18 protein-coding genes and 3 pseudogenes are annotated in these 21,528 nt (G+C 63.7%); 14 read left to right on the forward strand and 7 right to left on the reverse strand.

Translation table 11 applies throughout. From position 1 onward, the window contains the following. Positions 1 to 4 precede the first annotated feature (4 nt). Positions 5 to 97 (reverse strand): annotated as a pseudogene (locus tag SB822_RS28520) (manganese catalase family protein); the annotation flags it as partial. Between the two features lie 574 nt (positions 98 to 671). On the opposite strand from SB822_RS28520, the gene SB822_RS28525 reads away from it, so the two are divergent. The 4 genes from SB822_RS28525 (at position 672) to SB822_RS28540 (ending at position 3,816) form a co-directional block, all read left to right on the forward strand. Beyond that, the gene (locus SB822_RS28525) at positions 672 to 2,033 is read left to right on the forward strand and encodes a cation:proton antiporter (RefSeq protein ID WP_410856213.1); all 1,362 of its coding nucleotides are present in this window, start codon (positions 672 to 674) and stop codon (positions 2,031 to 2,033) included. A 97-nt stretch (positions 2,034 to 2,130) separates the two neighbouring features. Continuing rightward, positions 2,131 to 2,466 (forward strand): hypothetical protein, encoded by a 336-nt coding sequence (locus SB822_RS28530; protein ID WP_410856132.1) that lies wholly within the window; start codon positions 2,131 to 2,133, stop codon positions 2,464 to 2,466. 159 nt (positions 2,467 to 2,625) lie between these two features. Further along, positions 2,626 to 3,330, forward strand: coding sequence for a hypothetical protein (locus SB822_RS28535; RefSeq protein WP_410856133.1), 705 nt, complete (start codon positions 2,626 to 2,628; stop codon positions 3,328 to 3,330). Positions 3,331 to 3,522: 192 nt separating this feature from the next. Further along, the gene (locus tag SB822_RS28540; protein ID WP_410856134.1) at positions 3,523 to 3,816 is read left to right on the forward strand and encodes a hypothetical protein; all 294 of its coding nucleotides are present in this window, start codon (positions 3,523 to 3,525) and stop codon (positions 3,814 to 3,816) included. 182 nt (positions 3,817 to 3,998) lie between these two features. On the opposite strand, the gene SB822_RS28545 is transcribed toward SB822_RS28540, so the two are convergent. From SB822_RS28545 to SB822_RS28560, 4 genes and pseudogenes are all read right to left on the reverse strand, one after another. Next, a complete protein-coding gene (locus tag SB822_RS28545) occupies positions 3,999 to 4,301 on the reverse strand; it encodes a hypothetical protein (protein ID WP_410856135.1) in 303 nt (100 codons plus the stop codon). Between the two features lie 201 nt (positions 4,302 to 4,502). Further along, entirely contained in the window at positions 4,503 to 4,934 is a 432-nt protein-coding gene (locus tag SB822_RS28550; RefSeq protein ID WP_410856136.1) for an NUDIX hydrolase, read from the reverse strand. 683 nt (positions 4,935 to 5,617) lie between these two features. Further along, a pseudogene (locus SB822_RS28555) lies at positions 5,618 to 6,440 on the reverse strand (SDR family oxidoreductase). 110 nt (positions 6,441 to 6,550) lie between these two features. Continuing rightward, a complete protein-coding gene (locus tag SB822_RS28560; protein ID WP_410856137.1) occupies positions 6,551 to 7,009 on the reverse strand; it encodes a GNAT family N-acetyltransferase in 459 nt (152 codons plus the stop codon). Positions 7,010 to 7,167: 158 nt separating this feature from the next. Between SB822_RS28560 and phaP the strand changes: the two genes are divergently transcribed. Beyond that, the gene (gene phaP, locus SB822_RS28565; RefSeq protein ID WP_410856138.1) at positions 7,168 to 7,563 is read left to right on the forward strand and encodes a TIGR01841 family phasin; all 396 of its coding nucleotides are present in this window, start codon (positions 7,168 to 7,170) and stop codon (positions 7,561 to 7,563) included. Between the two features lie 238 nt (positions 7,564 to 7,801). Here the strand turns inward: phaP and SB822_RS28570 are convergent. Beyond that, positions 7,802 to 9,011 (reverse strand): annotated as a pseudogene (locus SB822_RS28570) (zinc-dependent alcohol dehydrogenase). Between the two features lie 168 nt (positions 9,012 to 9,179). Here SB822_RS28570 and SB822_RS28575 point away from each other — a divergent pair. After that, on the forward strand, positions 9,180 to 9,413 hold the full coding sequence (locus SB822_RS28575) for a DUF2795 domain-containing protein (protein ID WP_410856139.1): 234 nt from the start codon (positions 9,180 to 9,182) through the stop codon (positions 9,411 to 9,413). Continuing rightward, entirely contained in the window at positions 9,410 to 10,387 is a 978-nt protein-coding gene (locus SB822_RS28580; RefSeq protein WP_410856140.1) for a glycosyltransferase family 2 protein, read from the forward strand. The genes SB822_RS28575 and SB822_RS28580 overlap by 4 nt, the downstream gene beginning before the upstream one ends. Before the next feature lie 18 nt (positions 10,388 to 10,405). On the opposite strand, the gene SB822_RS28585 is transcribed toward SB822_RS28580, so the two are convergent. Further along, positions 10,406 to 13,093: an ATP-binding cassette domain-containing protein gene (locus tag SB822_RS28585; RefSeq protein ID WP_410856141.1), complete on the reverse strand. Its 2,688-nt coding sequence runs from the start codon at positions 13,091 to 13,093 to the stop codon at positions 10,406 to 10,408. Positions 13,094 to 13,481: 388 nt separating this feature from the next. On the opposite strand from SB822_RS28585, the gene SB822_RS28590 reads away from it, so the two are divergent. Genes SB822_RS28590 through SB822_RS28620 form a run of 7 tightly spaced genes read left to right on the forward strand, consistent with a single transcriptional unit; the run spans position 13,482 to position 21,528 of the window. Then, positions 13,482 to 14,774: a glycosyltransferase family 4 protein gene (locus tag SB822_RS28590; protein WP_410856142.1), complete on the forward strand. Its 1,293-nt coding sequence runs from the start codon at positions 13,482 to 13,484 to the stop codon at positions 14,772 to 14,774. Between the two features lie 37 nt (positions 14,775 to 14,811). Continuing rightward, entirely contained in the window at positions 14,812 to 15,438 is a 627-nt protein-coding gene (locus SB822_RS28595) for a D-glycero-alpha-D-manno-heptose-1,7-bisphosphate 7-phosphatase (RefSeq protein WP_410856143.1), read from the forward strand. Beyond that, complete coding sequence (locus tag SB822_RS28600) at positions 15,438 to 16,640, forward strand: glycosyltransferase family 9 protein (protein WP_410856144.1); 1,203 nt, start codon at positions 15,438 to 15,440, stop codon at positions 16,638 to 16,640. Before SB822_RS28595 ends, SB822_RS28600 begins: the two co-directional genes overlap by 1 nt. A gap of 5 nt (positions 16,641 to 16,645) precedes the next feature. Continuing rightward, a complete protein-coding gene (locus tag SB822_RS28605; protein ID WP_410856145.1) occupies positions 16,646 to 18,412 on the forward strand; it encodes a carbamoyltransferase in 1,767 nt (588 codons plus the stop codon). Then, on the forward strand, positions 18,409 to 19,446 hold the full coding sequence (locus SB822_RS28610; RefSeq protein ID WP_410856146.1) for a glycosyltransferase: 1,038 nt from the start codon (positions 18,409 to 18,411) through the stop codon (positions 19,444 to 19,446). The genes SB822_RS28605 and SB822_RS28610 overlap by 4 nt, the downstream gene beginning before the upstream one ends. After that, positions 19,443 to 20,582, forward strand: coding sequence for a glycosyltransferase family 9 protein (locus tag SB822_RS28615; protein WP_410856147.1), 1,140 nt, complete (start codon positions 19,443 to 19,445; stop codon positions 20,580 to 20,582). The genes SB822_RS28610 and SB822_RS28615 overlap by 4 nt, the downstream gene beginning before the upstream one ends. Beyond that, complete coding sequence (locus SB822_RS28620) at positions 20,572 to 21,528, forward strand: glycosyltransferase family 4 protein (protein ID WP_410856148.1); 957 nt, start codon at positions 20,572 to 20,574, stop codon at positions 21,526 to 21,528. The genes SB822_RS28615 and SB822_RS28620 overlap by 11 nt, the downstream gene beginning before the upstream one ends.

Genomic DNA, 21,528 nt, shown 5'->3' on the forward strand with positions numbered 1-21,528 from the left:
ACCGCCCGCCGAACTGCTCGAGCAGCAGGTTGGCCAGCCCCGGGTTGGGCGCCGCGACGCGTACGGTGTATTGCAGTCTTTTGTTGTGATGGAACATGGCATTTCTCCAATAGATGTGACGGGACCTGCCACGACGTACTTCACGCCCCTGGTGGGCGAAAGGACGTCGCATCTGGAATGACTGGGCATGACTGGCTGTGCGGACCGAAGACGAACGCAGGCGGGTGCGGGATGCCATCGAACCGGTCTCAGAGCGGTGGCTCTGGCGTGACTGCGCGCAGGAACGCAAGGGTTCAACCTGCGCGACTGGTTTCGCATGCGCCGTGCCACGGGCTGTGCAATGAATGCGGCACATCTTGATGCGGGATCTTTACTTTGGATTGCAAATAATGCACGCGCGTGTAATGCCGCCTGGTCAGGACCGCTGCGGTATGGCGATTGCTTTTCCCATCGTCAATCCACCCTGAGCGCCATCATGAGACGGTTAAATATTTCCCTGTTGTGCATGCAACTGCTGATCTGGAGCGCTGCTGTCGCCTGCTCCTTGATATAACGCCCCGTCTGTGACGTCCTGCCGTATCTGGGATAGATAGCGCATCCCGAACTTTGCGCCCGTCGTGCCGCTGCGGGCGACGGCCGGTCAGTCCGACGACAGTCGTTCCCTTTCGGAGATGCCGATGGAAGCGCTCTGGTTCCTCCTCGTTGGCGCGCTTCTCGTCGCGATGGCGCTCGGCCGCGGGCTCGTTGCCCGCCTGCCGCTCAGTGGCGCGATGGTCTACCTGGTGGTCGGCTTCCTGATTGGACCGGCGTGCGCGAACCTGCTGCCCGTCTCGCTCGACAGCGACGTGCGCTCGTTGAGAGTGGTGGGTGAGACGGGTCTTGTCGTCTCGCTGATGGCGATCGGCATGCACCTGCGTCTCCCGCTACGCGATCCATTGTGGCGACTTCCCCTGCGCCTCGGCTTTCCGGCGATGCTTGCCACCGTCGCCCTCGTTGCTGGCGCCGGCCTGCTGTGGGGCGGCCTCGCCCTTGGGCCGGCGCTCGTACTTGCGGCGGCGCTCGCACCGACGGATCCCGTGCTTGCGAATGAACTGCGCGTCAGGGAAGCCGGCGATGACGAACCGCTGCGCTTCGCGCTGTCCGGCGAAGGCGGGTGCAACGACGGGTCGGCCTATCCGGTTGCGCTGATCGGCCTCGCTCTCTGCGGCTGGCCGAGCCTGGGCAGCGACCGGCCCGCGACTTTCCTGCTGGCCGTGGCGTGGGGGCTGTCTGGCGCAGCGGCGATAGGCTGGGCGTGTGGTATCGGCATGGTCAGGATCGTGACCCGTCTGAGGACGCGCTTTGGCCAGGCGGTTGGACTCGAAGGGTTTCTCGCCATCGGTCTGATGGCGCTTTGCTATGGCGCAGCGTTGATGGCGCACACCTACGCCTTCGTCGCCGTGTTCGCCGCTGGCGTCGCGCTGCGCCACGAAGAACTGGACGCAACTCGCGAGCAGATGCCCTCTGAGGCACTCGCCGATGTCGAGCGCGGCCAGAAACGGGAGGCCGCCACCAGTCCCGAACTGGCACACGCGTACATGGCCGAATCGATGATGGCGTTCGCGGTGGAAATTGAACGTATCGTCGAACTCGGACTGATGCTGCTGGTCGGCAGCGTCGTTTCCGCGCACTGGCGAGAGCTGCTCGACTGGCATGCGATCTGGCCAGCGCTGTTCCTGCTTCTGGTCGCGCGGCCAATTGGCACTGCACTGTCGCTCTATGGGTCGAGCTTCGACCGCCAGCAGCGGATCATGACGGCATGGATGGGCATTCGCGGAGTGGGCGCGTTCTACTACCTTCTGTTTGCTCTCGAACACAGCCGCAGCGCCGTCCGTCCTCTCGCACCCGCGATTCTCGCGACCATAGCCATATCGGTGTTCGCGCATGGTTGCAGCGCGACGCCCGCGCTGAAGCATTACATGCGCAGGTACGGGAAAGCGCCCGCACACGACACGAAACCGAAGCGGAAACCGGCCGCCTCCGCTGGCTGGTAGGCGGCTCAGGCGGTAGTCCTATGAGCGCCAGGCGACGGCTCGCCGTGGAACGCCCAATGCGGTGTCATACCTGCCACCACCTCCACAGGAGTCTATCGTGCCAGTTTTTCCCGACAACCCGCCCACTTCGCAAGACGCGCCCGCTCATCACAACCCGTCGGACGCGCGTCGACCCGGCCAACAAATCGAGGAAGCCGCTGATCCCGTCGAGCGCGCGGATCGCCGCAGACGGCAAACGGATGACGGCGACGTGAGCGTCGCCCCCGATGGGACCGTCACACAGAAGCCGCACGGCAACATGGATGAAACGCTGGTTCCGAAAGGAAAGGATCATCCTGAACAGGGGCCGTACACCCCTGAACACGATCATGTCGACCCAGACCTGCAACCCGGCGGGGAAAACGAGCCGCGCGGTCCAGAGCACGGAGCGTGATCACGGCGGACGTGCATGACAGACGCGAATTCTCTGTCGTCTGAATGTGACATCCCTGCATCTGCTGAAATGAACGGCGCAACGGCATGGCGTTTGCGCAAACAAAGCGCCGCGCGGTGTCCGACCGGCCACCGCGCGTGGCACGCCAAGGGGGTAATCATGAAACTGCTCAGCACGCGCGATGGTCTGCCAAGACTGTCCTGGGGCACCGTCATCGCAGGCGTCATTCTGTCGATGATCGTGTATCTGGTCATGAGCGTACTCGGGACGGCAATCGGAGCGTCGCTGCTTACGCCGATGTCAAAACCGCATCCACTCGAAGGCTTCGGATTCGGCTCCGGTGTCTGGATGATCCTGACGACGGTGCTCGCCGTCTTTGTCGGGTCCTATTTCGCGGGACGATGCGCCCCGGTGCTCGGATGGCTCCACGGGCTTCTCGCGTGGGCCGTCATGACGCTGCTGGTCGTCTACGGCATGACCGCCATTGTCACGGGTGCCGTCAGCACAGTCGGCAGCGTGGCAGCGACGGGCGCGCAAGTCGGCGCCACGGCCGCGAACCGGACAGATGCAGGAAATCCGTCGATCGACTCCGCAAGACAGCAGGTCCAGGCGGCCGTCGAATCGGCGGCGTCATTCGCATCGAGTCCTGATGCGCAAGCTCAGGCCCGTCAGGCAGCGGACCAGGCGGCTCGTGGTGTCGCGCGGGCGAGTTGGTACTCGTTTGCCGCACTCATTGTTGGCGCAATTATCGCAATCGTTTCGGGCAGCGCGGGCTTCAAACATCAGCCGCCTTTCGAAGAGTCCGGTGGTTCTTCGGCCAGAGGGGATACGCTGCCTCAACGAGGCCGATACGCACAGTCGTGATATCCCGCTCGACATGGTTAGCGGGGACACCCGCGGGTTGATATGGCGGAGAAGATCTTCCGGCAGGCGCAGGCGGGTGCCCTGCACTCGCCTGCCGGCCCTTGAGGAAGAGCAGACCGTCGCTCGCTTAACAGGCAAACGGTATGGCGTTAAACTTCACCGATCGACATGAGACGCTCGCCGGTGATGACGATGACCCGTTATCTGCAGAGCAGTGGACGTGTGGGCGGTGTCACGGTCCAGACAGCGTGCGGCGAGATGCATGTGATCGCGCTGTGGCGCCTGCTGACGGCCGCGGGCGCGAATGTGCGGGGCGCCAGTACGGGCTGTGTGCGACACGGTGAATTTGAGCGCATCACGATCAGCTTCGAGCCCCTCGGTCAGGAGCAAGCGGACCTGATCCTGGCTGAACTCGGCGCGCAAGCCTGGGTCACGCACGCATTGCTTCACGTCCTTGCGGCAGAGATCGACGACCGTCCAGACTAGCGACGCGCGCTGCGCCCGGCCACCACGAATTCCCTGCCGGGACACCTTCCAGCTTCATCCTGCAGGCCGCCCGGACCGGCGCAGCATGTTTCGAAGACGATCCGCGCCATCAACAAGTAGCCGTCGAACCTGATCTCGTACGACCACTCGCCGGTAGACGGGGGATGCGCAACGCCCCGCTTCTACTCTCCAGGTTCGGCAGGCGGTTCCTCCGACAGCCAGTTGTGCACTTCCGGGCGCACGCTAAACGTCGGCGCCTCTATCCATGCCTCGAGCCACGACCGCCAGTTTGCCCACTGCGCGTCGTCCATGGAAAATTCTTCATAGCAGGCATCGGGCGGCTCCGCGCAAATCAGCACATAGGCGACCGCATGCCCGTTCCAGTAAGCGAGCAGTTCGTCGGTCAGATCAGCTGTCACACCCGCGCCGTGAGCACGTAATACGGTTCCGATCTTTTGCTCGAATTCTTCGCGCGTCATCGCCATCCTTCCTCCTGGGTTGATCGCGCACCGCATAGGCGCGCGTGTATGCAAAGCCACCGCGTACGCCTGCTGCACAACGCCCGGGTTTGCGGTCGCTTCGCGTAACTTTTCCAATCAGGTCGTGCAACCTCTGCCTCCTTCCTGCACGCAGCCGGAGAAACATCGTCCGGCCGCACAGTGACGAAGACACCGGCCCGCTGCCCGTCATTCCCATGGCAGATGCCGATCGTGTGATTCAGCTTTCCGCGCTCGTTGATTCGTCCATAGCGCGGCGTAGCCGCGACGGCCCGACACCAGTTCCAGAATTGATCTCGTCGGCACACTTACAAGCAGCGTTTCGATGTCGCGTGGAACGAACCATCTGCAAGTCCGTATTTCGTTTCGAGGCTGCGGGTCCGCACCGTCTGCAATCTCCACGATGAATACGTGATGGCGCTTGTTGAAGCCGACGAATTGCCAAAGATAGGCCGACGACACGGCGACCAGCGAAGTCTCCTCCTCAAGCTCGCGATGCGCGCACTGCCGTGGACTTTCGTTCGCGCGGACAATGCCGCCAGGCAGCGTCCAACGGATGCGGTGTCGCACGAATAGAACCGTGTCGTCGCGTCGGCAGATGACGGTCGCTCGCTCCTTCATGTTGGCTCCTTGATGCGCGCATGCGGCAGTGCAGTTCCGCGCGTTGCCGCACGGCGGCCGCCGGGTCCCGGCCCCGCGGCTGACGGGCACGGACGGTCTCGGTAAACCAGTAGCAAGAATCAGGCACGCCAAATGCCATCATGCAGGGTAACCATCAAACACGAACTCAGTTCACGACGGGGAGGTGTCATGACTCATGAAACGACACACGGTAACGGCAACGGGCCCACAGATCCGCTCGCGAGCGTGCCCGACACGTCGAGTCCCGCGTATGCGAGGCACGCCGGACAACCTGGAGTTGAGTTCGCCGGTTGGTGCCGTGACTGCGGCGACGCGGCAGCCCGCGCGACCCGATGCCTAAGGGTGGCGGCCTGTGCCGACGGTCAATCGGGCAGCAGCGCGGCTTCGCACGCACGTCGGATGGTCGCATGACACCTACGGACTGTGCGGGCGACAACCACGTCCGTGACTCAGAAAACACGAGCAAATGTAAAGCCACGAGCAGGGTGAGAAGTCTTACCTGTGCATCAACTTCACCATTCGGGCGCTGTCGCCCTGAATATAGGCTTTCCATGTCCGCGCCCTAGCTAGATGGTTGTGTCCATTCGTCGATAGGAAAACAGACTTCGAGCGCGCGCAGGCGCGAAGGCCGGTCATCATGCCGCCAGGCGCGCTTCACCCGCCTAGAGAATCGGCGCGCCACCCGTCACGCCTATGGTCGCCCCTGACACGTAGCTCGCCTCGTGCGTCGCCAACATCACATAGGCAGGTGCGAGTTCGACGGGCTGCCCCGGCCGCTCCATCGGCACCTGCTTGCCAAAGTTTTCAACCTTTTCTTTTGGCATCGTCGAAGGGATAAGCGGCGTCCAGATAGGTCCGGGCGCAACGCAGTTGACGCGAATGCCGTGCCTGGCGAGCATTGCGCAAGACCACCCGTAAAGTTCTGGATTGCACCTTTTGTTGTCGCGTACGCGAGCAGCCCGGGATTGGGCTTATCCGCATTGATCGATGTCGTGTTGATGATCGAGCTGCCAGGTCTCATATGCTCGACGGCCGCGCGCACGATCCTGAACATCGCGCCGATATTCGTATCGAACGTCTTGTTCCATTCTTCATCGGTGATCTCGTCGAGCGAATCGTAGGTCATCTGATAGGCCGCGTTGTTCACGACGATGTCGATCCGTCCGAACTCTGCCATTGCGCGCTCGACGATCCCGTTGCATTGCGCGGTGTCCCTGATATCACCCGGCATCAGCACCGCACGGCGACCCGCCTTTTTCTAGAGATCAGCACGTCCGCCCCTTCGCGGGCGAAGGCAATCGCCACGGCGCGCCCAATACCGCTGTCGCCGCCCGTGATGATCGCCGCCTTGCCTGCGAGCCGGTTGTGTCCGACATAACTCTCTTCGCCATGATCGGACTGCGGAGTCATCGGCGCGGTACGGCCCGGCACGGCGTCCTGCTGTTGCGGCGCGAAAGGCGGCGTTGCATATTGGGTCCCGGTCATTGCTTTCTCCCATGAAATCGTCGCGCGTCCGGCGTGCCGGCCTGCACGGTTGTGTCAACTATCTAGCAAGATCTAGTAAGCGCCCGGCCCGCTGGATGCGCGGCATGCATTCACGCAAACCGCTGCATGAAGAGGACGTCCGGCGTGGAGCGCTCCGGCACCGCTTCGAAGCCCATGCTTGCATACAGGGCCCGGGCGCGGTCGTTTCCGGACGCAACCCGGAGCGTCGCGCGGCCTGCGCCCGTTGAGTTCAGCCCTTCCATGACGAGTGCCTGCACGAGATAACGTCCGATGCCTCTGCCGCGACAGTGCGGCGACACGACGACCCGTCCGATATGAACCGCGCCCGGCTCGATCACCCAGAACTGCCCGAATCCGGCTACACGCCCTCCGTCGAGCACACTGAAACTCCGTTGCCCCTCTTTCACGAGTTCTGTCGCGATGAGATCAGACTGGAGAGGAAACGCGATAGCAGGCCCCGCCCATTGACGGCAGACCGTTGCATCGGGGATCCACGAACAGATCTCGGGGTAATCCTCGGCGACCGTCCGTCTTATCTGTCGATCCATCAACACACACTCCTTGAAGACCTCGACGTCCGAGCATGGCACGTACCACGTGACGGGCACTGCATCGCGGAGCCGAAAGTGGAATGGCGATTGCGGCGGCGCACAGCGGCGAGCCCATTCGCCCTCGACAAAGTCTTCAACCCCTGAAGGAGTTCAACATGAGCGAAAGTCTCATTGCTTTGCCCAACGATGCAGCCGACACCGTCCGCGAGCACGACGCGTGGCCCGCAAACCGGTTGATCGATCTGGCGCAGCTTTGTGTCGAGACAGCCGGGAGGATTGCGAAACTGAACAGCAAGGCGATACATGCGTCGCTCGACGAGCAGCAGGCAATCGCGCTAGAGGCTGCAAACGAGTATTCGCCGCTTGGCGCGTGGCGTTTGCAGACAAGTTTTGCGCTGGCGGGCACCGCGAAAGCGGCCGCCTACCGGCGACATCTGAACGAGATCGCACTGGACGCATTCACCGACGCCGTTGGCGGCGCCGGGAGCCGCCGGGAGCCGTATCAACAGCACTTTCATCGCGCTGAACCGTTCGCTGGACGAAGCGACTGACGGCGTGCGCGCTTCATTGCTGATGGAGGATGTTGCCCCTACGCCGGGCGCTCGTGCGAGTGCGGTGCAGATCATTCACCCCGATTCGGCACGGGGTTAGCCGATGCGCTTGCAGTGAGGCAACGCTGTCGCGCGGACCATGACCATCGTTTCCATACGAAGAGCCGGCGATCCGATGCCGGCCCAGGCGGAACCGAAGCAACGTCACGGCGGCCCTTCATGCGACGCTCGCGATCGATCAAGGCTCGAGTTTCACCTTGATCCAGCCCGGCTCGCGTGCATCGAATGCCTGGTAAGCTTCGATCGCATTGGTGATCGGCTCACGTTGTGTCAGCACGGAAATCGGATCGAACGATCCGTTCGCTACCAGTTCGACCAGGTGCGGTGTAATCGCGCGGTGATTGCAGTTGCCCATCCTGACCGACAGGTTGCGATTCATCGCTTCGCCTATCGGGAAAAAACGGTCATTCGCCGGATACACGCAGATGATCGACACCGTGCCCGCTTTCGCGACCGCCTTCACGGCCCGCTGCAGCACCTGAGACGGGCCGCTGCCGGGCGTCCAGTGTCCGCCCTGCTCGTTGCGCTCAGGTGCGATTTCGTCGCGCTCCTGGTCGAAGGTCTGCTGCCTGTCCTGCTGCGCGCTCGCGGCCGGCCCTTGAGCGGCTCGCACCGCGTCGACGCCGACGGCATCGATCACGCGGTCCACGCCGATGCCGCCCGTCAGCTCAAGTATGGTCTGCACGGGATCGTCGACGTCGAAATCGACCACCTCGGCGCCCTGGGCGCGGGCCATGTCGAGCCGCGACGGCACACGGTCCACGCAGATCACCCGGCCCGCGCCCATCAACTTCGCACTGGCGACCGCGAACTGACCGACGGGCCCCGCGCCGAACACGGCAACGGTATCGCCCAGTTGCACTTCCGCAAGTTGTGCGCCGAAGAAGCCGGTCGGGAAGATATCCGACATGAGGATGGCGCGATCGTCGTCGATGTTGTCGGGCAGACGGATCAGACTTGCGTGGGCGAGCGCGGCGCGCGCGTACTGGGCCTGCAGACCATCGAACGGGCCCGTGGCCTTGGGGCCGCCATAAAACGCCGTTCCTGCCAGCGGCCCGTTCGGGTTGGCCGTATCGCATTGCGCCGTGTAGCCCGCCCGGCAATACGCGCAATGGCCGCATGAAATTGTCGACGGCACGAGCACGCGGTCTCCCTTGCGAAGATTGCGCACGTTGCGCCCGACTTCCTCGACGATCCCGACGGCCTCGTGCCCGAGTATGGTGCCGGGCTGCATGCCGGGCATGCGTGCCGCGAATCATGTGCAGATCGGTGCCGCAAATCGCACTGGACGTGATCCGGACGACGACGTCCGTCGGTTGCTGGATGGCCGGATCGGGAACGGTGTCGAGCCGTATATCGCCAATGCCGTGGAAAACGACTGCTTTCATGTGCCCTCTCCCAATGAGATGCGGTTGCGCACCGCTGAACCAGTGGACCAGCAAGCGCAGGTCCCGCCGTTCGCGGCCGCACAGGCATTGCGCTTGCGCGGTTGATGAACCGCGAGCCGGCGTGCGGCCGTTCGCGCAGCACTCACATTGAATCAACGGAGGGTACTCATGTCGCAGCATCCCGCCCATTCGCAGGATCAACGTCACCCCGGCCAACCCAATCCCATCGATGTCAAGAAGGCATTGACAGGCGTCGATTATCCGACTACCCGCGAGAAACTCGTGGAGCGCGCCCGGCAGAATCGCGCCAACACGGATATCGTCGATCTGATCGACAGACTGCCCGATCACAATTACGACAGCCCATCGGCTGTATCGAAAGAAATTTCACGCATCCAGTGAGCAATGGCATCGCTGCTGGACTGAAGGACGCGCGATCGCGCATTTCGGTCGTCGTACTGACGCACAACCGCGCGGCGCGTCTGCGCGAAACGTTGTTCCGGCTGCGTGCATTGCCGGAGTGTCCGCGGATTATCGTCGCCGATAACGCATCCACGGACGACACGGTCCGCATGATCGGCCTCGCATTCCCCGACATATGCGTCGTCCAGTGCGGCAGCAACAGCGGCGCGGCAGGCCGCAATCAGGCCGTCGCATACGTCGAGACGGAATATGTCGCCTTCTGCGACGACGACACCTGGTGGGAGCCGGGTTCCCTCGCGCAAGCCGTCCGTGCGCTCGATGCGGCGCCGCGCGCGGCGGTGCTCAATGCGCGCATCGTCGTCGGCGATGCGGGTGAAACCGACCCGACCTGCGTGGTCATGCGGCACAGCCCGCTCGATGCGACGGGATTGCCCGGCCCGGCTCTCGTCGGTTATATGGCGGGCGCGTCCGTCTTCAGAACAGCCGTGTTCCGCGAGTGCGGCGGGTATGATGCGCGCCTTTTCATCGGCGGCGAAGAAGAACTGCTCGCACTCGACGTGCTGGAGCGAGGTCATGCAATCGCGTACTGTGACTCGCTCACCGTCGCCCACCATCCATCCACTGCGCGCGACAGCGCATTGCGGCGGCGCATGCTCGCGCGCAACGCCGCGTGGATTGCCTGGTTGCGACTGCCCGTTGGCGTCGCCATCGGACGGACGCTCGATGCGCTCCTTGTCTTCTGGCGCGAAGGCACGCTGTTGAGTGACGGCGAGACACTGGTGCGCGGCTTCGCGTGGGCGATAGGCGAACGTCGACGCGCGTCGCGAGACGTGCTACGGATGCTGCGTGAAGTGAAGCGGCACGAACGCCGACGCGCATCGACGCTGCACGCGACACGCGCGCAAACGGCGCGCTCGCGGCAACAAAACTGCCCGGAATCCGTTGAACCATAATGTCGCACGGCTAACGTCCTATACGCGAGCCCTACCCGTCACGTCGAGAATCGCTCCGATCAGCACGGGCGCCGCGACGGGCTTGGCCAAATGCATGACGAAGCCGGCCTGCCGCGCGCGATCCTGATCGCCCGCCTGCGAAAATCCCGTCAATGCGATGCCCGGCATCCGGTCGTGCGCGCTCACGCCTTGCCGGGTTTCGAAGTCCCTGATGCGCGCCAGAACCTGATATCCGTCTTCTGCGCCGAGCACGATATCGCAAAGCAGTATCTGCGGCCCGGCGTTCGCCGCCATCTGCGCGAGAACGGCGAGCGCTTCGTCGCCCGAGCCGGCGAGCTGCACTTGCGCGCCGCTCATTGTCAGCACTGCCTCCAATGCATCGCGCGCGTCTTCCTGATCGTCGATCGCAAGCACGCGCAAGCCTTCGAGCGGCCTTTGCGTATCGATGACGGTCTGTGGCGCATCGGCAGCCGCCGGGCGTTGCCCGTTCGCATGATCGTCATCCAGAACCGGCCGCAAAGGCAGAACCAGTCCATATGCAAGACGGTGACCGATGGGTATCACCGTCAGCCGGCCGCCCGAAGCTGTCAGCTTTGCTTCGATCGCGCCAGCGGTTGCCTGCGACAATTCCAGCGGGCTGTCATGCGCCCCGGTCACGCTGATCCACGCATGATTGCCCTGACGCTCGACACGAAGTTCCACGCGCCCGCCTGCCCGCGTCTGTTCGATCTCCCTCTGGCACAACATGCCGACCGCCTGCTGCAACTCGACGGGGTCGCCCGTCACACGCAGGTCCTCTTGTGGCACGACCGTCTGCCATACGATGCGACGTTGCGCAATCGCGCCTCGCAAAGGACCCAGCGCATCGGCAATCAGCGCACCGATCCTCACCGACTCCGACGATACCTTTCTCTGCAGATGCTCGAGTTCGCCCTGCTGCCACTGCAACGCCCACATCTTCGCGTAAACCGCGTTGCGGGCAAGCAGATCCTCATGCGTGCCCTGCTCGACAATCCGGCCGTGCTCCATCACGAGAATCCAGTCTGCGTCGACCACCGTCGATAACCGGTGCGCGATCGAAACCGATGTGCGTCCGCATGCAAGCCGGTTCAACTCCGCCTGGATCGCACGTTCAGAGCGGGTGTCGAGCGCAGAGGTCGCTTCGTCGAAGACGATGATGCGAGGGTCTTTCAGTATCGCGCGGGCAATCGCAATGCGCTGCCGCTCGCCGCCCGATAACAGCACGCCGCGCTCGCCGACCCGTGTGTCATAGTGATCGGGCAAGCGCTCGATGAACTCGTCGATCTGTGCTGCACGCGCCGCGCGCACCACGTCGGCGCGCGTTGCACCCTGTCTTCCATAGGCAATGTTGTAGGCAATCGTCTCGTTGAACAGCACCGTATCCTGCGGCACGATCCCAATCGCTTCGCGCAGGCTTTTCTGCGTAATCGCGCGCACGTCCTGACCATCGATCAACACACGCCCCGAACCCGTCTGATAGATGCGGAACAACAAACGCACAAGCGTGGATTTTCCCGAGCCGCTGCCGCCCACCACCGCGAGCCGGTGGCCCGGATGCACGTGAAACGTCACATCGCGTAGCACCGGACGCGCCGGGTCGTAACCGAAGTTCACGTGATCGAACTCGATCGCGCCATGCGTGACGACCAGCGGTTTTGCGTCCGGCATGTCGATGTCTTCACCCGGTACGCCGCGCGCGATGAGAATCGCGAACATCCGTTCGACATTGACCTTCGCGTCGTTGGTCTCGCGGAATACGAAGCCGAGTGTGTTGAGCGGCATGCAGACCTGAATGATGTAGGCGTTGATCAGCACGAGATCGCCCACGCTCATGGCACCCGTCGTCACGTTCTGCACTGCCAGCAGCACGACGGCAGCGATGCCCGTCGCAATCACGCCGCTTTGCCCGATATGCAGGGCCGTCAGCGCGCGCTGGTTGGCAATGCGCGCGTCGATCCATTGGGCAAGGATGTCCGAAAGGCGTCGGGTTTCGGTCTCCTCGGTGGCGAAGAACTTGACGGTATCGTAGTTCAGCAGACTATCGACGAGCCGTCCGTCCGATTGCGCCTCGATCCCATTCACGCGACGCTGCACCACGAGACGCCGCTGGGTGAACACGTACGTATAGAGCGCGTAGCACGTAAAGGTTGCCGCGATGATGATCGTGAACGTCCACGTATAGTTGCGCATCACGATCGCAATGATCGCCCCGATCTCGATGAAGGTCGGCAGGATGGAAAACAGCGCGGTGCCGAGCAGAAAGCCGATGCCGTCGGTGCCCTTTTGCACGTCGCGCACGACAGCGCCCGTCTCGCGCCGCGCATGAAAGCGCGCGCCGAGCCGTTGCAGATGGTCGAAGGTACGCTCCGCGAAATCAGCAACCGTGCGCTGCGTGACGGGGCTGAAGACCACGTCGCGCACCTCGTTCAACGCATCGGCAAAAAACCGCAGCAGCGCGTACGCCAGCACGAGAAAAACGGGAAATACGACCGGCGACCTGGGATGGCTCAATTCGTCGACGATGTGCTTGAGTGTGAGCGGAACGGCGACGGCGGAGAGCTTCGCGAGAATCATCAACGCGAATGACGCAGCCGTGATCGCTCGATATTTAAGCACTGCAGCCAGCAGGTCGCGGACGATCAGGCCTTTGATCTGCGCGCGAGTCGTCGCGTGGGTCGGGTTCATCGTTCTGTCCGTTGAGTTGCGCCTTCAGGCGCGCGAAGTAAGGCGAGCGAGATTCGATCCCGATATCGGCGCGTCCGATCCTGCTCGACGAAACACTGCGCACACATCGCTGCGCGCGAGCCACGCCAATCAACACGTGGCATTCAGTTGCAGATGAAGCCCCCACGAGCAGCGCCTTTTACATGGCGCGTGTAATTCGGGGTGCGCCACAGCGCTTCGAGGCACGCGCGATTCCAGAAATAACTTTTCGCGCCTCGCCAGACGTTGAAAACGCCCATGCTCATCGTCCGGCACAGCGGATGCTGAACCAACCTCGTGCGCCGCCGACATGCGAGCCAGACATGCAGCGCTCCACTCTCGCCACCCGCTCACCTGCCAAGGGACCACGATGAAAATTGCCATGATCAGCGAACACGCGTCTCCCCTTGCGGTTGCGGGCGGCGTCGATAGCGGCGGACAGAACATCTATGTCGCTCATGTCGCGCGCCAGTTGCAAAGAAGCGGTCACGATGTCGATGTATTCACTCGCCGCGATCGGGCATTGTTGCCGGTCATCTCGAACATGGATGGCGTGCGCGTTATCCACGTGCCAGCGGGGCCGCCACTGCAGCTGCCCAAAGAAGCGCTATTGCCCTACATGGGGGAATTCGCGGACTTTCTGACCGGCTTCTTTCGGCGCGAACGAACGCCGTATCACGTAATGCACGCCAACTTCTTCATGTCCGGCCTCGCGGGACTCAAGGTGAAACGCACACTCGGCATTCCGCTCGTCACGACTTTTCATGCGCTTGGCCGCGTACGCCGGCTTCATCAGGGAAGCGACGACGGCTTTCCGGATGCACGCTTCGCGATCGAAGACGAACTGGTCAGGCATTCGGATGCGGTCATCGCCGAATGCCCGCAGGATGAAGCGGACCTTATCGACCTCTATGGGGCCGACGCCGAGCGCATCGAGATCGTGCCATGCGGATTCGATGCAGGCGAATTTCATCCGAAGCCGCGCAACGAGGCACGCGCTGCGCTGGGATGGCCGCAACATAGGTTCATCGTCCTGCAACTTGGACGGATCGTGCAGCGCAAGGGTATCGACAATGTGATTCGCGGCGTCGGCGTGTTGAAGGCTCAGCATGGACTCGATGCCCAGCTGTATGTAGTCGGCGGCAATTCGGATTCACCGAACGAGATCGCCACGCCTGAAATCGCAAGGCTGCGAGGCATCGCCCGGCATGCCGGCGTCGAACAGGCGACGACCTTCGTCGGACGGCGCGGCCGCGAACAGTTGCATCAGTTCTACAGCGCAGCGGATGTGTTCGTGACGACGCCATGGTACGAACCGTTCGGCATCACACCTGTTGAAGCGATGGCGTGCGGGACGCCCGTGATCGGCGCGGACGTCGGCGGGATCCGGCATACGGTCAAGGAAGGCGAAACAGGCTGGCTCGTGCCGCCGCGCGATCCCGCTGCGCTAGCAATGCGCCTTGCTGCACTTCAGCGTGACCCCGCCCTCGCTCGACGCATGGGCGAGGCAGGCCTCGCCCGGGCGCGCACCGAGTTCACCTGGAGCGGCGTGGCGGCAGCCCTGAGGGCCGTGTACGCGCGCGTGGCCGACATCAACACCGTGTCCGCTCGCAGCCGCGTCAATGAAAAACCGCGGTCGGCGGCGGGCAGCGCCGCGCGCTAGCGGCGTGTCGATCGAATGCAATCCAGTTGAGGTAGCCATGTTTACACCTTCTGTCGATCATCGAAAGGCGGCCGTCTTTATCGACAAGGATGGCACGCTGATCGAAGACGACCCTTATAACGTCGACCCCGACCGCATGCGGTTCGCGCCCGGCGCCTGCGAGGCGCTGTCCGAACTCGCATGCTGCCCGTTCAGGCTGATCGTGATCAGCAACCAGAGCGGTGTCGCCCTTGGACGCTTCGAGATCGGCTCGCTCAATGCGGTCGAAGCGAAGCTGCACGACATGTTCGCCTCATGCGGCGCCACGCTTGATGGTGTGTACTGGTGTCCACACCACCCCGCCGGCACGGTTTCCGCTTACGCGCGGGCCTGCGACTGCCGCAAGCCCGCGCCCGGCATGCTGTTGCGCGCCTCGCGCGAACACAAGATCGATCTGCGCGCGTCGTGGTTCATCGGCGATATTCTCGACGATGTCGAAGCCGGCAATCTCGCCGGGTGCAAGACGATCCTGCTCGACAACGGGCACGAGACGGTATGGGATCGCTCGCATTCCCGCGCGCCCATAGCCTATGCGCGCGATCTGCATCGCGCGGTGCTGATGATTCTTCACTATCACGAGCGTTCCCTCGCAGACGCGTGCGCTGTTCCCGGGCGGGCGGCGTGATGAAAAGCCTCTCACTGGTTCCACCACCGGTTACCGCTCATGCGCGCGTGGCGGCGTCGGCGCCGCTCACGCGATGGGACAGCGACATCAAGCGAATTCTTTGTGTGCGCACCGACAATCTTGGCGACGTGCTGATGACGACGCCGGCGCTGCAGGCACTGCGCGGTGCCTGTCCGGACCGTCATCTGACCCTGCTGACTTCGCCTGCGGGCGCCGCCGTCGCCCCCTTCCTCGCCGATGTCGATGAAGTCATCCGCTATGACGCGCCATGGGCAGGCGCGCGCCCGCCCCGCTCGCACCCTGCCGACCTGGCCATGCAGCAGAGGCTCGAAGAAGGCCAGTTCGACGCCGCGGTGATATTCACCGTCTACAGTCAGAATCCCATGCCCGCCGCGACGATGTGCTATCTCGCGGGCATTCATCGGCGGCTCGCGCGTTGCCGCGAGAACCCGTATGCGCTCTTGAGCGACTGGGTGCGCGAGACAGAGCCCGAGCATGGCGTGCAGCATGAGGTGCGACGGCAGTTGTCGCTGGTGCAGGCAATTGGAGCGGACGCCGTCGACACGCGCATGCGCATGCAACTGCGCTCCATCGATCGCAAGACCCTGGACTCGATTCTCGCGCGGCGCGGCATCGATTCCGATGCACCCTACGCGGTGATGCATCCGGGCGCGAGCGCCGAATCGCGCCGTTATCCCGTCGGGCAATTCGCACAAACAGCCGCGCGGCTGGTGCGCGCAACAGGCATGAACGTGCTGGTCACGGGCAGCAAAAGCGAGGCCGCGCTCGCGCATACGCTCATCGATGCCGCCGGCCCTTCCGTGCGGCCGTTCATGCACGACCTGACGGATGCCTTCGAACTCGGCGCGTTCGCCGCGCTGATCGAGCGCGCCGCGGTGGTCATTTCGAACAACAGCGGGCCCGTGCATATTGCGTCCGCACTGGGTGCGCCTGTCGTGGACCTGTACGCGCTGACTAATCCGCAGCATGGCCCGTGGCAAACGCCGCACCGCGTGTTGTTCAACGACGTCGAATGCCGCTGGTGCTATCGCAGCGTGTGCCCCGAGAAACACCACGCCTGTCTGCGAGGCATATCGCCCGCCGATGTTGCCGACGCGGCATTGGCGCTGATCGACGAGACAGGCGGGACACCGGTTTCTGCGCGGCCCGCCGGCCATTCAATTGCAACCCATACGGAATGACGCTCATGTACACACTGGGAATCAATGCCGTCTATCACGACAGCGCAGCCGTTCTGGTGCGCGATGGCGTCGTGCTGGCCGCGGCCGAAGACGAACGGTTCACGCACGTTAAGCATGCGAAGCGGCCTGTGCCGTTTTCGACGTGGCAACTCCCGTTCGATGCGATCGACTACTGTCTTGGCGCAGCGGGCATTGCGCTGAAAGACGTCGGTCACGTTGCCTACTCGTACGACCCGGCACTGTTCGCAGGTATGCCGAAGGAGGCGCGCGCGACGATTGAGCTGCCATTCGATCCCACGCTGCACAAGATCGCGAACCCATCGCAATCGCCGTGGGACCCGCTCTTTCTGAGCTATATCGCGAATGCGAAAGCGCAACTGCTCGACGGCGCACCGCATCATCTGTCGAAGCGTTTCAGGGATGTGGACCGCACGCGCGGATTCAGCTGGCATTTCGTCGATCACCACCTCGCGCACGAAGCCAGCGCCTTTCTCGCCAGTCCCTTCGAGGATAGCGCCGTGCTCACGATGGATGGGCGCGGCGAAGGCGTGACCACCAGTATGGGCCAGTTCGTCGGCGGCCAGTACACGCGGCTGCGACAGGTGGAATTGCCGCACTCGCTTGGCCTTCTGTATGAGGCCGTGACAGCATGGCTCGGGTTTCTGCATTCGTCGGACGAGTACAAGGTCATGGCCCTCGCATCGTACGGCAAGCCTGCGTATGTCGATCAGTTCCGCGAGATCGTCAGAACGCGGCAGGACGGCACCTATACCGTCGATGCGCCGCGCCTCGTCGAACGGTTCGGCGCGCCGCGCGAACGCGGCGGCCCGCTCGAACAGCGTCACTTCGACATTGCCCATTCGTTGCAATGTGTGCTTGAAGAAACCGTGCTGCACCTCGCGCGCTGGCTGCATCGGCAGACGGGGTTGACACGTTTGTGCATGGCGGGCGGCGTCGCGCTCAACTGCGTCATGAATTCGAAGGTGCGCGATCTCGGGCCGTTCGAAGAAGTATGGGTGCAGCCTGCTGCCGGCGATGCGGGCACGGCGCTCGGCGCGGCGTTGTGGACCGACTATCGTGAGCGCGGGGACGGCACTCGCCATTGGGCGATGGATCATGCGTATCTCGGTCCCGCGTACGGCGACGACGAAATCGAGCGCTTTCTGCAATGGTCGAAGATTCCCTACCGGCGGGCGCACGATGTCGTCACCGAAACCGCCGACATGCTCGCCGCGAACAAGGTAATCGGCTGGTATCAGGGGCGCACTGAATTCGGGCCGCGCGCCTTGGGCGCCCGCTCGATTCTGGCTTCGCCGATGGACCCCGGCATGCAGGCAAAGCTCAACGAGATCAAGGACCGCGAAGATTTTCGGCCCGTCGCGCCCGTCGTAATGGAAGAGCATGCTGCCGACTGGTTCGTCGGGGGACAGCGCGCGCCCTTCATGCTCTTCATATTCGATGTGCGAGAGGAGCAGGCCGCGCGCATTCCCGCCGTGCGGCACGTGGACGGCACGGCGCGCGTGCAGACCGTGAACCGCCTGCAGCACGCGCTCTACTACGATCTGCTCGATGCGTTCCGGCAACGCACGGGCGTGCCCGTGCTGGTCAATACGTCGTTCAACACGCGCGGCGAGCCGATGGTCAATTCGCCTCGCGATGCGGTCGAGTCGTTCTGGACCTCGCCGCTCGACGCGCTCGTAATCGGCCCATTCATCGTCGAGAAAGCGGGTTCCGGCGTGACGGGCGCGTCGGCAAACGAGGCTGGACGATGAACGCACGCACTGACGGCGCAATATCGGCGGCATCCGGTGCGACAGGCGGACCTCTGCATGATGCGATCTCTGTCGTCGTGCCGACGTACCGGCGGCCCGCGTTACTGGGCACCTGCCTGGCTGCGCTGGCCGCACAAGACCTTGACATGACGCGCTACGAGGTCATCGTGTGCGACGACGGTCCCGACGACGCGACGCGGGAGGCCGTCGAACGTTTCGCGCAACGGTGCGCATCGGTCCGCGGCATGACAGTGCGCTATATCCCTGTCACCGCCACGCGAGGCCCCGCCGGCGCGCGCAATGCGGGATGGCGTGCTGCGAGGTATCCCCTCATCGCATTTACCGACGATGACACGATCCCCGATCCACACTGGTTGACAGGCGGTATCGACGCGCTTGCCACGGGTGCGGACGCGGCGTCCGGCATGATCATGGTGCCGCTGCCCGACCCGCCTACCGATTACGAACTCGATGCAAGCGGCCTTGCGCGCGCCGAGTTCGCGACGGCCAATGCGTTCGTGCGCCGGGCCCGGCTTGCCGCGCTGGGCGGTTTCGACGAACGGTTCACGTCCGCATGGCGTGAAGATTCGGACCTGCAATTCGCGATGCTGCAAGCGGGCGCCAGCGTGATTCATGCCGATAAGGCGGTGGTCGTCCATCCGGTCCGTCCTGCGCGATGGGGCGTAAGTCTGTCGCAGCAGAAGAAGAGCCAGTTCGAGGCGCTGCTATATCGCAAGCATCCCGCGTTGTACCGGCAGCGGATCGATACGGGACCGCCGCTGCGCTATTACGCGATCGTGGCAAGTCTGCTGTGCGCCGTGATCGCAGCGCTCGCAGGCCAGCAGCGTCTGGCCTCGCTCGCCCTCGCAGTGTGGGGTGTGCTGACTGCGGCGTTTTGCGCCGCGCGCCTGCGTCATACGCGCCGCGACCTGACACATATTGCCGAAATGGGATGGACATCCGTGTTGATCCCGTTTCTGTCCATCTACTGGCGCCTGCGCGGCGCGCTTCGCTACAAGGTGTTCTTCCTGTGAATTCCTTTCTCGAACGACTCGACCCGCAGCGCATCGTCATCTTCCGCGCGCTGCAACTCGGCGACATGCTGTGCAGCGTGCCTGCACTCCGTGCTCTCCGCCGCGGCGCGCCGCGTGCGCATATCGCGTTGATCGGTCTGCCCTGGGCACGGGCCTTCATCGACCGCTTTCCGGACCTGCTCGACGAACTGATCGAATTTCCGGGCGCGCCCGGCTTTCCCGAACAGCGCGAAGACGAGACTGCATTGCCTGCGTTCGTCGACGCTATGCGCGAACGGCGTTTCGATCTCGCGATTCAATTGCACGGCAGCGGCGGCGTAGCGAACGACATCGTTTGCAGCTTCGATGCGCGCGCCAATGCGGGCTTCGTGCAGCATGACGAGATCCCGCGCGCTGGCTGCTTTATCGAATGGCCGGACTTGCTGCCGGAGCCACACCGCTATCTCGCGCTGACCAACGCAATGGGCGCGCCGTGCGAAAGCGATGCGCTCTCGTTCGATCTGACGGCGCACGACCAGCGCGAACTGGACGCGCTGATCGCCACGCATGGCATCGAGCCGGACCGCCTCGTGCTGGTTCACCCCGGCGCGCAGTTGCCATCACGACGCTGGCCCGTGGCACGCTTCGCCGAAGTCGCCGACACGCTTGCCGCCGACGGCTGGCAGATCGCGATCACAGGCACGGCCAGCGAAGCCGAACTGACGGCTGCCGTGCTCGGACTGATGGCAGCGCCCGCCCTGCACCTCGCCGGGTCGACTTCGCTGGGATCGCTGGCCGCGCTGGTCGCGCGGGCGCGGCTCGTGGTTTGCAACGACACGGGCATCTCGCACATCGCAGCCGCGATGCGCACGCCGAGCGTGGTCATCGCGTCGGGTAGCGACACGCGCCGTTGGGCGCCGCTTGACCGCGAGCGGCATCGCGTGCTGGCCGACTATCCGGCTTGCCGCCCCTGTGCCTATCGCATCTGTCCTTATGCTCACGAATGTGCGCTCAACGTCTCGGTGCCGCAGGTTGCAGGCACGGCCCGGGCAATGCTCGTGCGCGACCCCGATGCGCATCCCGCGGCGTCATGCCTGCTGCACGCGGGAGGAGCAACAGTGATTTCGATTCACCGGGAGACCCGCCATGTTGCATAGCTGCCGCCGCCTGCGCGTGCTGACCTGGCATGTCCACGGCAATTACCTGTACTACCTGAGCCAGGTGCCGCACGACTTCTTTCTCGTCACGAAGCCCGGCAACCCGCCCGGCTACGCAGGCGCGAACGGCTCGCTGCCGTGGGGCGACAATGTACATGAGGTCGGAATCGACGACGTGGCGTCACGCGATTTCGATGTGGTGCTGTATCAGCATCGCCAGCATTGGGAGCACGACCGCGAAAGCGTGTTGTCCATCGCGCAGCGTCGCTTGCCGCGCGTGTACATCGAGCACGATCCGCCGATGGAAAACCCGTATCAGCAATGGCATTGGGTTGACGACCCCGACACGCTGCTCGTGCACGTCACGCATTTCAACCAGCTCATGTGGGACTGCGGTGCGACGCCCACGCGCGTGATCGAGCATGGCGTGGTCGTGCCCGAAGGCGTGCGCTATAGCGGCGAACGGGAGTGCGGGATCGTCGTCGTTAACCATCTCGCGCAGCGCGGGCGGCGCCTCGGCGCGGATGTGTTCACGCAGATGCGCTCGCAGGTGCCGCTCGATCTGGTCGGCATGGATGCGCAGAGCTGCTGCGGTATCGGCGAGATCGGCAATATGGAACTGGCCGCTTTTATCGCGCGCTACCGCTTCTTTTTCAATCCGATCCGCTGGACCAGCCTCGGGCTTGCGGTCGTGGAGGCAATGACGATCGGCCTGCCCATTGTCGGCCTCGCGACAACCGAACTCTCGACGGTCATCCGCAATGGCGAGAATGGCTTCATTCATACCAGCAACGGTGCGCTGTGCGATTCGATGCAAATGTTGCTGCGCGATCCGTCATTGGCGCGCGTGCTGGGCGCAAACGCACGACGCACGGCGCTGGAGCGCTTCCATATCGACCGTTTCGTGCAGGACTGGCACGACACGCTCACTCAGGTCACGGCCTGA

Source organism: Paraburkholderia sp. SIMBA_054, from assembly GCF_046534875.1.
GTDB lineage: Bacteria > Pseudomonadota > Gammaproteobacteria > Burkholderiales > Burkholderiaceae > Paraburkholderia > Paraburkholderia hospita.

Bases quoted from the DNA above. Each gene is read 5' to 3' on its own strand.
- SB822_RS28525 (WP_410856213.1), top strand. From the start codon at position 672: ATGCCGATGGAAGCGCTCTGGTTCCTCCTCGTTGGCGCGCTTCTCGTC.
- SB822_RS28535 (WP_410856133.1), top strand. From the start codon at position 2,626: ATGAAACTGCTCAGCACGCGCGATGGTCTGCCAAGACTGTCCTGGGGC.
- SB822_RS28540 (WP_410856134.1), top strand. From the start codon at position 3,523: ATGACCCGTTATCTGCAGAGCAGTGGACGTGTGGGCGGTGTCACGGTC.
- SB822_RS28545 (WP_410856135.1), bottom strand. From the start codon at position 4,301: ATGGCGATGACGCGCGAAGAATTCGAGCAAAAGATCGGAACCGTATTA.
- SB822_RS28550 (WP_410856136.1), bottom strand. From the start codon at position 4,934: ATGAAGGAGCGAGCGACCGTCATCTGCCGACGCGACGACACGGTTCTA.
- SB822_RS28560 (WP_410856137.1), bottom strand. From the start codon at position 7,009: ATGGATCGACAGATAAGACGGACGGTCGCCGAGGATTACCCCGAGATC.
- phaP (WP_410856138.1), top strand. From the start codon at position 7,168: ATGAGCGAAAGTCTCATTGCTTTGCCCAACGATGCAGCCGACACCGTC.
- SB822_RS28575 (WP_410856139.1), top strand. From the start codon at position 9,180: ATGTCGCAGCATCCCGCCCATTCGCAGGATCAACGTCACCCCGGCCAA.
- SB822_RS28585 (WP_410856141.1), bottom strand. From the start codon at position 13,093: ATGAACCCGACCCACGCGACGACTCGCGCGCAGATCAAAGGCCTGATC.
- SB822_RS28590 (WP_410856142.1), top strand. From the start codon at position 13,482: ATGAAAATTGCCATGATCAGCGAACACGCGTCTCCCCTTGCGGTTGCG.
- SB822_RS28595 (WP_410856143.1), top strand. From the start codon at position 14,812: ATGTTTACACCTTCTGTCGATCATCGAAAGGCGGCCGTCTTTATCGAC.
- SB822_RS28600 (WP_410856144.1), top strand. From the start codon at position 15,438: ATGAAAAGCCTCTCACTGGTTCCACCACCGGTTACCGCTCATGCGCGC.
- SB822_RS28605 (WP_410856145.1), top strand. From the start codon at position 16,646: ATGTACACACTGGGAATCAATGCCGTCTATCACGACAGCGCAGCCGTT.
- SB822_RS28610 (WP_410856146.1), top strand. From the start codon at position 18,409: ATGAACGCACGCACTGACGGCGCAATATCGGCGGCATCCGGTGCGACA.
- SB822_RS28620 (WP_410856148.1), top strand. From the start codon at position 20,572: ATGTTGCATAGCTGCCGCCGCCTGCGCGTGCTGACCTGGCATGTCCAC.